Below are 15,102 nucleotides of genomic sequence, written 5' to 3' on the forward strand. Positions count from 1 at the left end.
CAGCAGCGGGAGACCGGGGGGCAGAAGCCGGGAACCGGGTACCGGGTACCAGGATGCGGCCCCTCCCTGAAGAATTCGTTACTGAGTAAAGAATGTAACCGGGTTGCGTTATGCTGGACGGCATGACGCCACTCGACCGCGAACTCAGCCGGGAACGGGCCTACCACGACGCCTGCCGCGCGGCCCTGCGCGCCATGGCCGAAGGCGCGGACGAGCGGGTCGTGACCGGCGAGAACGCCTTCGCCTCCGGCGCCGACGCGGAGGTGCTCGGCTACCAACTGCGCAGCTGGGCCAAGGAGTTGCGGCAGGACCCGGACAGCCCGCTGTTCTTCGGGCGGCTGGACTTCGAGGACGGCGAGGCCCGCGGCGACCACGCCGGGCAGCGTTACTACATCGGCCGCCGCCGCATCAGCGAGCACCCCTCCGCGCCCCCGCTGGTCGTCGACTGGCGGGCGCCCGTCTCGCGGACCTTCTACCAGGCGGGGGCCCGCGACCCGCTCGGTGTCGCCGTGCGCCGCCGCTTCGGCTGGGCCCCGGGCAGCCACGGCGCCCCCGAGGACCTCACCGGCCTGGAGGACGAGCGGCTGGGCGCGGCGGGCCCCGCCGAGGGGGACGGGCCGCCCGGCGCCATCCTCGCCGCCGAGATCGAGCGCCCCCGCGTCGGCCCCATGCGCGACATCGCCGCGACCATCCAGCCCGAACAGGACGACCTCGTACGGTCGGAGCTCGGCCGGTCCCTGTGCGTCCAGGGCGCGCCCGGCACCGGCAAGACGGCGGTCGGGCTGCACCGGGCCGCGTATCTGCTCTACACCTACCCGCAGCGCATCCAGCGCGGCGGCCTGCTGGTCCTCGGCCCCAACCGGACCTTCCTGCACTACATCGCCCAGGTGCTGCCCGCCCTCGGTGAGATCGACATCCGGCAGTCCACGGTCGACGACGAGGTCGCGCGCACGCCCGTGCGGGCCGTCGACGACGAGGCCGCGGCGGTCGTCAAGCACGACGTCCGCATGGCGCGCGTGCTGCACCGGGCGCTGTACGCCCGGGTCGCCGGGGCGTCCCGCCGGTTCGAGGCGGTCGAGGTGCCCGACGGGTCCTACCGGTGGCGGGTGGGCGCGGGCGAGCTGGCGGGGATCGTCGAGGAGGTACGGGCCGAGGCGCCCCCGTACGCGGTGGGCCGCGAGCGGGTGCGCAGCCGGGCCGTGCGCGTCATCCAGCTGGCAGCCGAGCGCCGGGCCGGGCCGATGAACAACACCTGGCTCCAGCGGATCTCGCGGGCCCGCCCGGTCTCCGCGTTCGTCGACGCGGCCTGGCCGAAGGTCGCGCCCGAGGAGGTGCTCGCGGCGCTGTTCACCGACCCGGACGCGCTGGCGGAGGCCGCCGAGGGGGTGCTGACGGACGAGGAGCGGAAGCGGCTGTTGTGGAGCCGGGCGCCGCGCTCGTACAAGTCGGCCAAGTGGTCGGCGGCCGACCAGATCCTGCTCGACGAGCTCGCGGGCCTGATCGAACGCCCCCGGGGATACGGCCACATCGTCGTCGACGAGGCGCAGGACCTCTCCCCGATGCAGTGCCGGGCCGTCGCCCGCCGCTCCGGCTTCGGCTCGCTCACCGTGCTGGGCGACCTCGCGCAGGGCACCACGCCGTGGGCGGCCCGAGACTGGCCGGAGCACCTGGCGCACCTGGGCAAGCCGGACGCCCCGGTGGTCCCGCTGACCACCGGCTTCCGGGTCCCGGCCCCCATCGTGGCCCTGGCGAACGGCCTGCTCGGGGCGCTCGGAGTCGCCGTACCGCCCTCCCGCTCGCTGCGCCGGGACGGGGAGCTGGCGGTGCGACGGGTCGAGGACGTACGGGCCGCGGTGGCCGACTCCGTACGGGCGGCGCTCGCGCACGAGGGGTCGGTGGGCGTGATCGCGCGCGACGCGGACGTACCGGAGCTGCGCGCGGCCCTCGCGGCGGCGGGCGTGGCGACGGCGGAGCCGGACGAGCTGACGGCGGCGGCCCGGGTGACGGTGCTGCCCGCGACGATGGCGAAGGGCCTGGAGTACGACCATGTGGTGGCCGTGGAACCGGCGGCGATCGCCGAGGCGGAGGAGCGGGGCCTGCACCGGCTGTACGTGGTGCTGACACGGGCGGTGTCCCGGCTTGAGGTCCTGCACAGCAGGCCGCTGCCGGACGCGCTGCGGCCCTGACGCGCCCGGGGAAGTGGTCAACACGCGGAATGCCCGGTGGAGTTGGCTGCGCGCGGGGTCCCGACTCACTATGTTGTCGATGGTTCAAGCAAGAGGCCGAGCCCTACGCGGGGTGAGGCCGGCCCCGCGCGGGGGCGCGGGGCGGCGCACGGCACCGCGAGCACTCCACCACTCGACGCCTACGTCTTCAGGGGGTACCAGCATGTCCGCCACTTCCTCCCCGTCGTCCGCCGCCGGCGAGCCGGCCGTCACGGCGGCCGACCTGCCCGGTTACGAGACCGGCACCTGGACGATCGACCCGGTCCACTCCGAGATCGCCTTCTCCGTACGGCACTTGGGCATCGCCAACGTGCGCGGCCGCTTCGACGACTTCGACGGCGAGATCGTGCTCGCCGAGAACCCGCTGGAGTCCTCGGTCCGCGCCGCGATCAGGATCGCGTCGGTCTCCACGGCGCACGACCAGCGCGACGCCCACATACGGTCGGAGGAGTTCCTGCACGCGGAGAAGTACCCGGAGATGACCTTCCGCTCCACGGGGGTGCGGCGCGGCGGCCGTGACGGCTTCCTGGTCGACGGCGAGCTGACCGTGCGCGGCGTCACCCGCCCCGTCACCCTCGACCTGGAGCTGAACGGCTTCGGCAAGGGGTACGAGGGCCGCTCGGTGGCGGGCTTCTCCGCGACCACCCAGCTCAGCCGCAAGGACTTCGGCGTCACCGGCGGCCCGACCGGCGCGGCGCTCGGCGACACCATCAAGATCACGCTGGATGTGGAGGCGAGCCGGGTCTGAGGCGGGGCGGGCCATGCCCCGGAACGTGGCACGGAACGTGGCGCGGCACACTTTTGCAAGCGGTCGCTTGCAATAGTTAGCGGCGAGGAGGCAGTATCGGGGCATGGCATCGCTCAACGTCGGCAGTCTCGGCGAGTTCCTGCGCGAGCAGCGGCGTTCCGCGCAGCTCTCGTTGCGGCAGCTCGCGGACGCCGCCGGGGTGTCCAATCCGTATCTGAGCCAGATCGAGCGCGGGCTGCGCAAGCCGAGCGCGGACATCCTCCAGCAGCTCGCCAAGGCGCTGCGGATCTCCGCCGAGACGCTGTACGTGCAGGCCGGGATCCTCGACGAACGCGAGCCGGATGCGGCCGGGACGCGCAGCGCCATCCTCGCCGACCCCTCGCTCGACGAGCGGCAGAAGCAGGTGCTGATCCAGATCTACGAGTCCTTCCGCAAGGAGAACGGGCTCGACGCGGACGCACCTGCTCCGGCCGCGGGCCCGAAGCCCGGTGAGAACGCCGGGAACGCCGAGAACGCTGAGAACGGCGAGAACGGCGACACGGGCGATGCCGCCTCGGCTCCCACGAGCTGACCCACGTACCGATCCGGGAGGAAACCAGCATGGCTGTCACCGATGAGCTGCGTAATGCCCTGACCGACCCCAAGCCCCTCTTCTTCGTCGCCGGCGCGCTCGACCTCGGCGCCAAGCAGGCCGCGAAGGTCCCGGAGAAGATCCCGGGCCTGGTCGAGCGGATCCAGAGCGAGGTCCCGGCGCGGCTGGAGGCCGTGCGCAGGACCGACCCCAAGGTCGTCCAGGACAAGGTCGTCGCCCAGGCCAAGGAGGCCCAGGCCGCCGTCACCGCCAAGGTGACCGAGGTCGTCGGCGCGCTCGACGGCGACGTGAAGAAGCTGGGCGACTCCGTCCAGCACCTCGCGCTCCAGGCGGTCGGCCTCGCGGTCGAGTCGCTGGTCAAGGGCCGTGAGGGGTACGAGAAGGTGGCCGAGCACGGGCAGGCCGCCGTCAAGAAGTGGCGCGGCGAGGCCGCCGAGGAGATCCTGGTGGTCGCCGAGGCCGTCGAGGGTCCGGCGACGACGCCCGCGTCGGCGCCTTCCGGGACCGGGGCCGCGACCGGGGCCGGGGCCGGTGTCACGGCCGACGAGCCCGTCGTCGCCCCGCCCGCTCCGGCCGGCACCGCGAGCGAGCCGGAGTCCGCTTCCCCGTCCCCCTCCCCGACCGCGGCCGTGTCCGCGTCCGGGTCCGCGAAGAAGCCCGCCGCGCGCAAGAGCACGGCCAAGAAGCCCGCGGCCAAGCCCTCCGAGTGACCCCGGTCCGTCGCGGCGGCGGGCACCCTTGCGGTGTCCGCCGCGTTGGACGGGTACCTTGGCCGCGTAGGGACGATCCCGGGAAAGGTGGCGGACGACCGTGCTGATGCAGGGATTCACGGGGTTCATGTGGCTGCTCAGTACAGCCCTGACCGCACTGAGCCTGTTCGCGCTAGTGGACGCTGCCTTCCGCCGGGAGGACGCGTTCCGTGCGGTGGACAAGCAGACCAAGCCGTTCTGGCTGATCATTCTGGCCATCGCGCTGCTGGTCAGCGTGTTGTTCCCGGTGCTCTCGTTCCTGCCGGTCATCGGCGCGGTGGCGGTGATCGTCTACATCGTGGACGTCCGTCCCGCGGTCCGGGCGATCAGCGGCGGGCGCGGGCGCGGCGGCCGTCGCGGCGGATCGAGCAGCGACGGTCCGTACGGGCCGTACAACGGCGGCCGGTAGGGGCCTGCCCCCCGGGTAGGGGCCCTGCCCCACCCCTCCTCTTCGGGTCCGTCCGGGTCAGCAGCCCGGCCGGGCCCGTTCCAGCAGCACCACCGCGACGTCGTCGGTGAGTTCACCGCCGTTGAGCTCGCGGGCCTCGGTGACCGCCGCCTCCAGCAGGGACTCGCCGCGCAGGCCCCCGGTCAGCAGCCGGTTGACCATGGCGGTCATGCCCTCCTGGCCCAGCCGCTGGTTGCCGACGCCGGTCCGGCCCTCGATGAGCCCGTCCGTGTACATCAACAGGCTCCACACCTCGCCCAGTTCGACCCGGCGGCGCGGCCAGTGGGTCTGCGGCAGCAGGCCGAGCGCCGGGCCCTCGCTCTCGTACGCGAGCAGGCCCGCCGGGCGGTCCGCGCGGGCGATCAGCGGGGCCGGGTGGCCCGCCAGGCTGAGGTCGGCGCGGCGGCCGTCCGGCGCGATGTCGAGCGTGCAGAGCGTCGCGAAGATCTCGTCGTTGTCGCGCTCGTGCTCCAGGACCTGCTGGAGCGTGGCCAGGAGGGCGTCCCCGCTCAGGCCCGCGAGGGTCAACGCGCGCCAGGCGATGCGCAGTTCGACGCCGAGGGCGGCTTCGTCGGGGCCGTGGCCGCAGACGTCGCCGATCATGGCGTGGACGGTGCCGTCGGGGGTGCGGACCGTGTCGTAGAAGTCGCCGCCGAGCAGGGCGCGGGAGCGGCCCGGCCGGTAGCGGGCCGCGAAGAGCAGCTCGGAGCCCTCAAGCAGGGGCGTGGGCAGCAGCCCGCGCTCCAGGCGCGCGTTCTCCTGGGCGCGCAGCCGGGACTCCGCGAGCTTGTACTGCGCGGTGTCGGCGCGCTTGCGTTCCACCGCGTACCGGATGGCGCGGCTCAGCAGCCTGCCGTCCAGCTCGTCGCGGAAGAGGTAGTCCTGCGCGCCGACCCGGACGGCCTCGGCGGCGCGCTCGGCGTGGGTGGAGGCGGTGAGGGCGAGGACCGGGTGCCGGGGCGCGAGGCGCAGCAGGTGCCGCAGCGCCGCGAGCTCGTCGTCAACGTCGCGGCCGGGCAGCGCGAGGTCGAGGAGGATGCAGTTCACGTCGTCGGTGAGCAGCCGCTCGGCCTCGGTGAGATTGCGCGCGGTACGGATACGGACCCGGGTCCCGGTGCTGTGCAGCAGCTCGGAGACGGTGAAGGGGCCGCCCGGGTCGTCCTCGATGACGAGCAGGTTGAGGGCGGTGGCGGGCTGCGGGGCGGCGCCGGCGGCCGCCTTCGGGCCCGGGCCGCTCGCGGTGGCCGGGTGCGGCGCGGCCGGCAGGACGGCCCGGCCGGTGCCTCCCAGGGCGTCCGGGGCGTCCGGGCCGGCGGGCGCGGCGGGCACCCGTGTCCCCGGCAGGGCCGGGGCCTGCGGACCGGCGGCGGCCGAAGCGGCCGGGAGCGGTTCCTCCGGCCCTCCCCGGGGCGTTCGGGGGGACCCCATGTGCGGTGCGGGCATCGTTCCGGTCTCCCTCCTCCCGAGGGCGCCGCGGAACGCCGGGCTGCGTTGCCGCCAGTCCGGGACCCTAGCCGCAGTGGGCCGCGCAGCGGAATGGCGTTCGGTGACTGTTCGGCAAATGGCTCATGGCATATGCCACATTGCCTTACTTGTCCGGGCGGACCACTCCCAGGATCGGCATGGTGCCCGCGCCCGCGACCGTCACGTTGCGGCCGGGCCGGGGGGCGTGCACGATCGCGCCGTCGCCGATGTACATCCCTACATGGGTCGCGTCCGCGAAGTAGATGATGAGGTCGCCCGGGCGCATGTCCTTCACGGCGACGTGCGGCAGCCGAGCCCACTGCTCCTGCGAGGTGCGCGGGATGCCGCGGCCGGCCGCGAGCCAGGCCTGGGAGGTCAGGCCCGAGCAGTCGAAGGCGCGCGGCCCCTCGGCGCCCCACACGTACGGCTTGCCGACCTGGTCGGTGGCGAACTTCACCGCCCTGCGGCCCTGTTCGCTCGCGCTGGTGTTGATCTCCTTCAGTATCCCCGAACCGAGCCAGTCCGTCTGCGCCTTGTACTGCTGCTTGCGCTCCAGCTCGGCGAGGCGCTCGCGCTCCTTCGCCTCCAGCTGGGACTCCAGCTTCTCGGCGGCCGCGATCTTGCCGGTGATCTCCTTCTTGGCGGTCTCCTTCTTGACCCGGTTCGCCTCCAGCCTCTTCCACTGGGCGGAGGCGTCCTTGGAGTACTGCGCCAAGTCCTGTTGCGTACGCCGCAGTTCGGCCAGCATGCCCTGGGCGGCCTGCTGGCCCTGGCGCAGCCGGCCGGCGCCGTCGAGGAAGGCCTCCGGGTTGCCGCTGAGCATCATCTGCGCACCGGCCGGCAGCCCGCCCGTGCGGTACTGCAACCGGGCCGTCGCGCCCGCCTGGTCCCGGAGCCGCTTGATCCGCTCCTCGCCCTTGACGATCTCCTGGGCGATCTTCACGATCTCGGCGGACTGGAGCTTGGTCTGCTCCTGGGCCTGGTTGTACGCCTCGGTCGCGACCGCCGCCTGCCGGTAGAGCTCGTCCACCTGCTTGCGCACGTCCTCCAGGCGCTCCGCGGACACGGGCGGGGCGGCCGGAGGAGCGGTCGACGCGGTCGGGTCCGGCGTCGGGTTCGGCGCGGCGAACGCCGTGGCCGGCATCGCGAGCACGGTCAGGGCGCACACCACGGTGATCGCGGTGGCCAAACGGCGCGGCTGCACTAAGTCTCCCCCTCCGGACAACCGGACAACACCAGGCAATACGGTAGGTGATTTACCGTCAGTAACATTTTGGCGACGTCGTGATGGTGCCATGCCGTCCCCCAAAACGACAGGGGCGGACGGCTACCTCACGGGTCACCCCCCGCGTGTGGGACGAACGGAACGGGCGGTGCGTTCCCCTCGGCGGCGATCAGCTCGCGGATTCACCCGTCCGAGGTCAACCGCCCCCGGAGCGCCCGGGGCGTGCCCCGGACACGCACACCCCCGTGCCGCCCTCACCCCCACCTCGCTGCCGCCCTCACCCCCGTGGCGCCAGCGCCCCCCACTCCACCGTGACCTCCCCCTGCCGCCACCGCCGGGGCCCGTCCCGCAGCGGCCAGTCCGCCGCCAGGTCCCGGACCGCCCGGATCCAGCGCTGCCGCGCGCCCAGCGAGGCGTACGGCGCCGCCGCCGCCCACGCCCGGTCGAAGTCGCGCAGGAACGCGTGGACCGGCTCGCCCGGCACGTTCCGGTGGATCAGCGCCTTCGGCAGCCGCTCGGCGAGGTCCGAGGGGCGGTCGAGGGAGCCGAGCCGGGTCGCGAAGGTCACCGTGCGCGGACCGGAGGCGTCGAGGGCGACCCACACGTGCCGCCGCCCGATCTCGTCGCAGGTGCCCTCCACGAGCAGCCCGCCCTCCGCCAGCCGCCCGCACAGCCGCGCCCACACCGCCGCGACCTCGCCCTCCTCGTACTGCCGCAGCACGTTCGCCGCCCGGATCAGCAGCGGCGGGCGGGGCAGCGGCACCTCGAAGCCGCCGTGCAGGAAGGTGAGGCCGTCCCTCTCGTACGGCTTGGCGGCGGCGACCCGGGCGGGGTCGATCTCGATCCCGACCACCGAGACGGCGGGCGCGGCGGTCCGCAGCCGCCCGAGCAGCTCGACGGCCGTCCAGGGGGCCGCCCCGTACCCCAGGTCCACCGCGACGGGCGCCTCGGCGCGGCGCAGCGCGGGCCCGTGGACCTCGGCGATCCAGCGGTCCATGCGGCGCAGCCGGTTGGGATTGGTGGTGCCGCGCGTGACGGTGCCGACGGGGCGCTTGGGTGGAGCCATAGGACGAGGGTAGGCGCCGGGAGAGTGCGCGCCCGGTGGCGGCCCGATGGGCAAGTTTTCGGCAAAAGAGCGGGGAAGCGGAAATGAAAGGAAGGGTTCCGGTGGTTACCGGTCATTGAGGGCGCCCGCGTGCCCTCAAGAAGCATGCCCAGCCCGCAGCGCCACCCGCCTTTCCCGGCCGAGAGGACGTCGACGTGAGCCAGTACGTGTCCCGGTTCACCGGCACCCTGGCGGGGCCGCCCCGGCTCCGGCTCCCCGGTGCCCACCGCAGACCGCGCCGGATCGCCATGCTCAGCGTCCACACCTCCCCGCTGCACCAGCCGGGCACGGGTGACGCGGGCGGCATGAACGTCTACATCGTGGAGCTCGCCAGACGGCTCGCCGAGATCAACATCGAGGTCGAGATCTTCACCCGGGCCACCACCGGCGGCCTCGCCCCCACGGTCGAGATGGCGCCGGGCGTGCTCGTCCGCCATGTGGACGCGGGCCCGTACGAGGGCCTGGCCAAGGAGGAGCTGCCGGCCCAGCTGTGCGCCTTCACCCACGGCGTGATGCAGGCCTGGGCGGGCCACCGGCCCGGCCACTACGACCTCGTCCACTCCCACTACTGGCTCTCCGGCCACGTCGGCTGGCTCGCCGCCCAGCGCTGGGGCGTGCCTCTCGTCCACGCCATGCACACCATGGCCAAGGTCAAGAACGCGGCGCTCGCCGAGGGCGACACGCCCGAGCCCGCCGCGCGCGTGATCGGGGAGACCCAGATCGTGGACGCGGCGGACCGGCTGATCGCCAACACCGCCGAGGAGGCCGACGAACTCGTCCGCTTCTACGACGCCGAGCCCGGCAAGGTCGCGGTCGTCCACCCCGGGGTGAACCTCGACCGCTTCCGCCCCGGGGACGGCCGGGCGGCGGCCCGGGCCCGGCTCGGTCTGCCGCAGGACGCCCTGATCCCGCTCTTCGCGGGCCGCATCCAGCCGCTGAAGGCGCCCGACATCCTGCTGCGGGCGGTGGCGGTGCTGCTCACCGAGAAGCCGTCGCTGCGCTCGCGGCTGGTGGTTCCGGTGATAGGCGGGCCCTCGGGCAGCGGTCTGGCGAAGCCGGAGGGGCTGCACAAGCTGGCGGCCCGGCTCGGCATCTCGGACGTGGTCCGCTTCCACCCGCCGGTGGGCCAGGATCGCCTCGCCGACTGGTTCCGGGCCGCGTCGGTGCTGGTCATGCCCTCGTACAGCGAGTCCTTCGGCCTTGTGGCGATCGAGGCGCAGGCGGCGGGGACGCCGGTGGTGGCGGCCTCGGTGGGCGGTCTGCCGGTCGCGGTGCGCTCCGGCGAGACCGGCTTCCTGGTGCCCGGCCACGACCCGGCCGACTACGCGCGCGCCCTGAGCCGCTTCGTGGACGACCCGTCGCTGGTGGGCCGGATGGGCGCGGCGGCGGCCCGGCACGCGGAGTCCTTCGGCTGGGGCACGGCCGCCTCGGCCACGGCCGACGTCTACACCGCCGCCATGCACGAACACCGCCGTCGCGTACGCTCGCACCATGGCTGACGCACGCGCGGTGATCGACGCGTACCTCAAGGACGCGGAGCTGGAGTGGGAGTCCCCCGAGCCGGACTCCTACGTGGTGAAGCTCCCCGGCACGAGGAAGCTGTCCACGACGTGTTCGCTGCGGGTCGGGCGGCACTCCCTGTCGGTGAACGCCTTCGTGGTCCGCCACCCCGACGAGAACGCGGCCGGCGTCCACCGCTGGTGCCTGGAGCGCAACCTCCGGCTGTACGGGGTGGGTTACGCCATCGACAAGCTCGGCGACGTCTACCTCGCGGGCAAGCTCCCGCTCTCCTCGGTCACCCCCGAGGAGCTGGACCGGCTGCTCGGCACGGTCCTGGAGGAGGCGGACGGCTCCTTCAACACCCTGCTGGAACTGGGCTTCGCGACGGCGATCCGGCGGGAGTACGAGTGGAGGGTGTCGCGGGGGGAGTCCACGCGGAACCTGGACGCGTTCAAGAGTCTGACCCAGCCGAGGGGCTAGCCTGCGGCTCGCTGTGCCCGAAACCCGCGGCCCGTCTGTGGCCGCTCGCGCAGTTCCCCTTCCGGGCCCGGTTTCTGCCTGCGACCCGTGGTGGGCCACTCGCGCAGTTCCCCGCGCCCCTTTCGGGCCGGTTTTCGTCTGCGGGCCGGTGGGGGCCGCCCGCGCAGTTCCCCGCGCCCCTTCAAGGCCCGTCCTTAGTCTGCGGGCCGTCTGTGGCCGCTCGCGCAGTTCCCCGCGCCCCTTCCGGGTCCGGTTTTCGTCTGCGGCTCGGTGGGGGCTGATCGCGCAGTTCCCCGCGCCCCTTCAGGGCCCGGTGGGGGCTTGTTGACCGGTTCCCCGCGCCCCTTTGCCGGCCCGCCTCGTCTGCGGGTCGTCTGTGGTCGCTCGCTTCGGTCCCCGCGCCCCCAGGTGGTTAGGGGCGCGGGGAACTGCGCGACCAGCCGCCCCCTCGCCGCAGACGAAAAGGCATCGGCCGCCCGCCCGAGGGCTTTCGGGGAGGGGCGGGGTGGGGGAAGGCCAAGGGGTTCCCGCACCACCGCTCCGCATGCCATGCTCACCTCCGCGCAACACGCACACCTGAACACAGTTCATGTACGTGGATGACAGGTGACGGAGGCCAGTCCATGAGCACACCCCGCCCGGCCCTCCCCGGACGCACCCTCCCCAGACGCACCCTCCTCGGCGGCGCCCTGGCCGCCACCGCGGCCACCACCCTCCCCACGGTGGCCCGCGCCCAAGCGCCCCCACCCCCCACCCTGTGGCAGGAATTCACCCGCGCCCCCTTCACCCACCCCCAGATCCCCTACATAGCCCGCGCGGGCCGCCACGGCGGCGGCGACCACCGGCCGCCCCGCCCCCGCCCGCCCGTCACCCGGCTCTCCCCGGACCCCACCGCCGACGCCGCCCCCGCCATCAACCGCGCCCTGGAAGCGGCCGGCCGGGCCGGTGGCGGAGTGGTGGTCCTGCCGCCGGGCACCTTCCGGATCGACGGCCTGATCCGTATCGCGCACAGCGGCGTCACCCTGCGCGGCGCGGGCAGCGCGCGCACCACGCTGTACGCCACCAGGAACCTCACCGAGCTGATCGGCCCGTACGGCTCCCGCTACGGCGGGGACAAGTCCTCCTGGTCCTGGGCCGGCGGGCTCATCTGGCTGGCCCCGCGGGCCCGTTGGGACGCGCTCACCGACGCCATCCGGGCCAGGGCGTGGCCCTTCGAGGGGTGGACCGGCAACCGGCGGGACGAGTGGAGCACCCTCACGACCGTCACCGCCCCCGCCCCCCGCGGCTCCTGGACCGTGACCGTCGCCGACGCCTCCCGGCTGCGCCCCGGCGCCCTCGTGCTGCTGCGCCTCGCCGACGACAGCCGCCACACCCTCCTCCAGCACATGTCCGGCGACGGCCCCGGCCGGGCCGCGTACACCTGGGACGACAAGACCAAGCTGACCTCGTACGTCCCGTACGAATGGCCCGTGCGGATCGCGCGCGTCGAGCGCCGCGCGCGCGGCCATCGCGTCACCTTGGAGCGGCCGCTGCCGCTCGACGTGCGGCCCGAGTGGGACCCCCGGCTGACCACCCACGTCCCCGCCCTCACGGACTCCGGGGTCGAGGGCCTCACCCTGGAGGCCGTCGAGACGCCGCAGTCCCCGCACCTGCTCGACAAGGGCTACAACGGCGTGACCCTCCAGTGCGCGTACGACTGCTGGGTCGACGACGTCGTCGTCCGCCACGTCGACAACGGCTTCGGCCTGGTCGCCGCCTCCGCCTGCACCCTGAGGCGCACCCGCGTCGAGGGGCGCGGCTCGCACCACCCGTACTTCTGCCGGGAGGGCTCGCACGACAACCTCGTGGAGGACTTCACCATCGTCCGGCGCACGGTCCCCGCGCGCCCCGGCACCCAGCTCCACGGCATCAACGTGGAGGGCCTGTCCAGCCACAACGTCTGGTCGCGCGGCCGGATGGAGATGGGGACGTTCGACTCCCACCGCGGGCTGCCGTTCGCCAACGTACGGACGGAGATCGTGGTGGAGAACGACGGGCGGCACGGCGGCGACGCCTCCGCCGGGCCGCTCTTCGGCGCCCGGTTCACCCACTGGAACATCACCGTCACCAACCACCGCGCGGGCCTGGTGAAGATCGACGGCCTCGCCCCCTACAGCGCGACCGTCGGCATCAGCGAGGTGCGGGAGTTCGACCAGATCGACGTGCCCGACTTCACCGGGGACCCGCACGCCCGCCTGGAGGCGTACGGCGCCCCCGGATCCGTCAGACCACGGAACCTGTACGAGGCTCAGCGCGCTCGGGGACGCTGACCCCGGCCACCACGTCCTCGCCGTCCGCCAGACCCCGCATCAGCAGCGCGTACCCGGCCGCGGCCACCGTCCCCAGCACCGCGCAGGCCCCCCACAGCCAGTCCGCGCCGAAGCGGTCGACGACGAAGCCGGAGAGCAGCGGGGCGACCAGGGCCGCCACCGACCAGGACATCGTGTACACGCCCTGGTAGCGGCCCCGGCCGTGGACGGGCGAGAGGCGCACCACCAGACCGGTCTGGGTGGGGGAGTTGACGATCTCGGCCAGCGTCCAGACGCAGATCGTCAGCGCGTACGCCGCCACCGAGCCGGCGAACGCGGTCAGCCCGAAGCCGTAGCCCGCCAGGAGGGCGGAGACGATCAGCAGCCGGCGCGGGTCGCGGTGCTCGATGGCGCGGGTGACCGGGATCTGGAGGGCGACGATGAGGACGCCGTTGACCGCGATCGCCAGGCCGAAGTCCGCGCTGGAGAAGCCGTCCGCGCCCATCGCCACCGGCAGGCCGACGTAACCCTGCTGGAAGATCAGGGAGATGAGGAAGGAGAGGCCGACCACGCCCATGAAGCGGCCGTCGCGGAAGACCGTGCCGAGGCCGATCTCCGGCTCCAGGTCCTTCTCCCGTACCGTCGCGGCCGCCTCGGGGCGGGACTCGGGCAGCTTGAGGAAGACCAGGACGGCGCAGACGAGGGTCAGCGCGGCCTCGCCCAGGAAGCCCGCCAGGTAGCTGTGCTGGGCGATGAAGCCGGCGCCCGCCGAGGAGACCGCGAACCCGAGGTTGATCGCCCAGTAGTTGAGCGAGAAGGCCCGCATCCGGTCCTCGGGCCGCACGATGTCCGCCATCATCGCCTGGACCGCCGGGCGGGAGGCGTTGGAGGCCATGCCGACGAGGAAGGCCGTCGCGACGATCGCCGCCGGGTCGGTCACGAAGCCGAGCAGCGCCACCGAGAAGGCGGTCGCGGTCTGCGCGATCATCATCGTGGGGCGCCGGCCCAGCCGGTCGGTCAGGACGCCCGCGCCGAGCGAGGAGATGACGCCGCCCAGGCCGTGCAGGGAGACCACCAGACCCGCGTACGAGGCGGAGTAGCCGCGCTCATGGGTCAGGTACAGGGTCATGAAGGTCGCGACGAACGCCCCGAGCCGGTTGATCAGCGTGCTCGTCCACAGCCACCAGAACTCCCGGGGCAGCCCCGAGACGCTCTCGTGTGCCGCTCGTCTGAGACTGGCGACGGACATCGGTTTCCCCCCGGAGCGCGAACGGACAGCACCCGTCCGTGTAAGTGGTGCTGGCGACAGCAGCAACTTACGATTCCGGGGCGTACGCCCGCCACCCAATTGACGGCGGCCGTCAATCGTCCAGCTGCCGAGACGCCCGCGGCAGCTCGCCGCCCGCGCGCGCGAGGGCCCGGTTGCGTCGATTACGCTCGGACGCATGGCCGACGCACCGTACAAGCTGATCCTCCTCCGCCACGGCGAGAGCGAGTGGAACGAGAAGAACCTGTTCACCGGGTGGGTGGACGTCAACCTCACCGCGAAGGGCGAGAAGGAGGCGGCGCGCGGCGGTGAGCTGCTCAAGGACGCCGGCCTGCTCCCCGACGTGCTGCACACCTCCCTCCAGAAGCGCGCGATCCGCACGGCCCAGCTGGCGCTGGAGTCCGCCGACCGCCACTGGATCCCCGTGCACCGCTCGTGGCGCCTGAACGAGCGCCACTACGGCGCGCTCCAGGGCAAGGACAAGGCGCAGACGCTCGCCGAGTTCGGCGAGGAGCAGTTCATGCTGTGGCGCCGCTCGTACGACACCCCGCCGCCCGCCCTTGAGGACGGCACCGAGTTCTCCCAGTCGGACGACGCGCGCTACGCGACGATCCCGCCGGAGCTGCGCCCGCGCACGGAGTGCCTCAAGGACGTCGTGGTCCGCATGCTGCCGTACTGGTACGACGGCATCGTCCCGGACCTCCTCGCGGGCCGCACGGTCCTGGTGGCGGCGCACGGCAACTCGCTGCGCGCCCTGGTCAAGCACCTCGACGGCATCTCCGACGCCGACATCGCGGGCCTGAACATCCCGACCGGCATCCCGCTCGTCTACGAACTGGACGCCGACTTCAAGCCGGTCAAGCCGGGCGGCACCTACCTCGACCCGGACGCGGCGGCGGCGGCGATCGAGGCGGTCAAGAACCAGGGCAAGAAGAAGTAGCCCACCCGCGTGCGCGAAAGGCCCCGTCCGGTAGCCGGGCGGGGCCCTTCTCGTGCCGCTCGCTCAGCAGC

At 73.4% G+C, this 15,102-nt stretch carries 13 protein-coding genes; 9 read left to right on the plus strand and 4 right to left on the minus strand.

Features of this window, described 5'->3' with window-relative positions; translation table 11 throughout:
- Nucleotides 1-122 precede the first annotated feature (122 nt).
- The 5 genes from AC069K_RS12355 (at nucleotide 123) to AC069K_RS12375 (ending at nucleotide 4,723) form a co-directional block, all read left to right on the plus strand.
- Nucleotides 123-2,186: a HelD family protein gene (locus AC069K_RS12355; RefSeq protein WP_478615028.1), complete on the plus strand. Its 2,064-nt coding sequence runs from the start codon at nucleotides 123-125 to the stop codon at nucleotides 2,184-2,186.
- A gap of 202 nt (nucleotides 2,187-2,388) precedes the next feature.
- Entirely contained in the window at nucleotides 2,389-2,973 is a 585-nt protein-coding gene (locus AC069K_RS12360) for a YceI family protein (protein WP_365100416.1), read from the plus strand.
- 103 nt (nucleotides 2,974-3,076) lie between these two features.
- A complete protein-coding gene (locus AC069K_RS12365) occupies nucleotides 3,077-3,544 on the plus strand; it encodes a helix-turn-helix domain-containing protein (RefSeq protein ID WP_478615032.1) in 468 nt (155 codons plus the stop codon).
- A 29-nt stretch (nucleotides 3,545-3,573) separates the two neighbouring features.
- Complete coding sequence (locus AC069K_RS12370; RefSeq protein ID WP_478615035.1) at nucleotides 3,574-4,275, plus strand: hypothetical protein; 702 nt, start codon at nucleotides 3,574-3,576, stop codon at nucleotides 4,273-4,275.
- Nucleotides 4,276-4,381: 106 nt separating this feature from the next.
- Nucleotides 4,382-4,723: a DUF2516 family protein gene (locus AC069K_RS12375; RefSeq protein ID WP_358833367.1), complete on the plus strand. Its 342-nt coding sequence runs from the start codon at nucleotides 4,382-4,384 to the stop codon at nucleotides 4,721-4,723.
- A gap of 57 nt (nucleotides 4,724-4,780) precedes the next feature.
- Here the strand turns inward: AC069K_RS12375 and AC069K_RS12380 are convergent, their stop codons facing one another.
- The 3 genes from AC069K_RS12380 to AC069K_RS12390 all read right to left on the minus strand — a co-directional run bounded on the left by AC069K_RS12380 (nucleotide 4,781) and on the right by AC069K_RS12390 (nucleotide 8,517).
- Nucleotides 4,781-6,205 (minus strand): PP2C family protein-serine/threonine phosphatase, encoded by a 1,425-nt coding sequence (locus tag AC069K_RS12380; RefSeq protein WP_478615038.1) that lies wholly within the window; start codon nucleotides 6,203-6,205, stop codon nucleotides 4,781-4,783.
- Between the two features lie 145 nt (nucleotides 6,206-6,350).
- A complete protein-coding gene (locus AC069K_RS12385) occupies nucleotides 6,351-7,370 on the minus strand; it encodes a C40 family peptidase (RefSeq protein ID WP_365100640.1) in 1,020 nt (339 codons plus the stop codon).
- Between the two features lie 358 nt (nucleotides 7,371-7,728).
- Nucleotides 7,729-8,517: a class I SAM-dependent methyltransferase gene (locus AC069K_RS12390; protein ID WP_478615042.1), complete on the minus strand. Its 789-nt coding sequence runs from the start codon at nucleotides 8,515-8,517 to the stop codon at nucleotides 7,729-7,731.
- A gap of 194 nt (nucleotides 8,518-8,711) precedes the next feature.
- Here AC069K_RS12390 and mshA point away from each other — a divergent pair, with 194 nt between their 5' ends.
- The 3 genes from mshA (at nucleotide 8,712) to AC069K_RS12405 (ending at nucleotide 12,845) form a co-directional block, all read left to right on the plus strand.
- Nucleotides 8,712-10,055 carry a D-inositol-3-phosphate glycosyltransferase gene (mshA, locus tag AC069K_RS12395; protein WP_478615045.1) on the plus strand — a complete coding sequence of 448 codons (1,344 nt, stop codon included), beginning with the start codon at nucleotides 8,712-8,714 and terminating at the stop codon, nucleotides 10,053-10,055.
- A complete protein-coding gene (locus AC069K_RS12400) occupies nucleotides 10,048-10,536 on the plus strand; it encodes a type III secretion system chaperone family protein (protein WP_365100404.1) in 489 nt (162 codons plus the stop codon). The genes mshA and AC069K_RS12400 overlap by 8 nt, the downstream gene beginning before the upstream one ends.
- Nucleotides 10,537-11,159: 623 nt before the next feature.
- Nucleotides 11,160-12,845, plus strand: coding sequence for a glycosyl hydrolase family 28-related protein (locus AC069K_RS12405; protein WP_478615048.1), 1,686 nt, complete (start codon nucleotides 11,160-11,162; stop codon nucleotides 12,843-12,845).
- Here AC069K_RS12405 and AC069K_RS12410 read toward each other — a convergent pair.
- The gene (locus AC069K_RS12410; RefSeq protein ID WP_365100402.1) at nucleotides 12,799-14,073 is read right to left on the minus strand and encodes an MDR family MFS transporter; all 1,275 of its coding nucleotides are present in this window, start codon (nucleotides 14,071-14,073) and stop codon (nucleotides 12,799-12,801) included. The genes AC069K_RS12405 and AC069K_RS12410 overlap by 47 nt on opposite strands.
- Before the next feature lie 196 nt (nucleotides 14,074-14,269).
- Between AC069K_RS12410 and AC069K_RS12415 the strand changes: the two genes are divergently transcribed.
- Nucleotides 14,270-15,031 (plus strand): phosphoglyceromutase, encoded by a 762-nt coding sequence (locus AC069K_RS12415; RefSeq protein WP_358833356.1) that lies wholly within the window; start codon nucleotides 14,270-14,272, stop codon nucleotides 15,029-15,031.
- Nucleotides 15,032-15,102 lie beyond the last annotated feature (71 nt).

Source organism: Streptomyces sp. NPDC043908 (assembly GCF_056435525.1).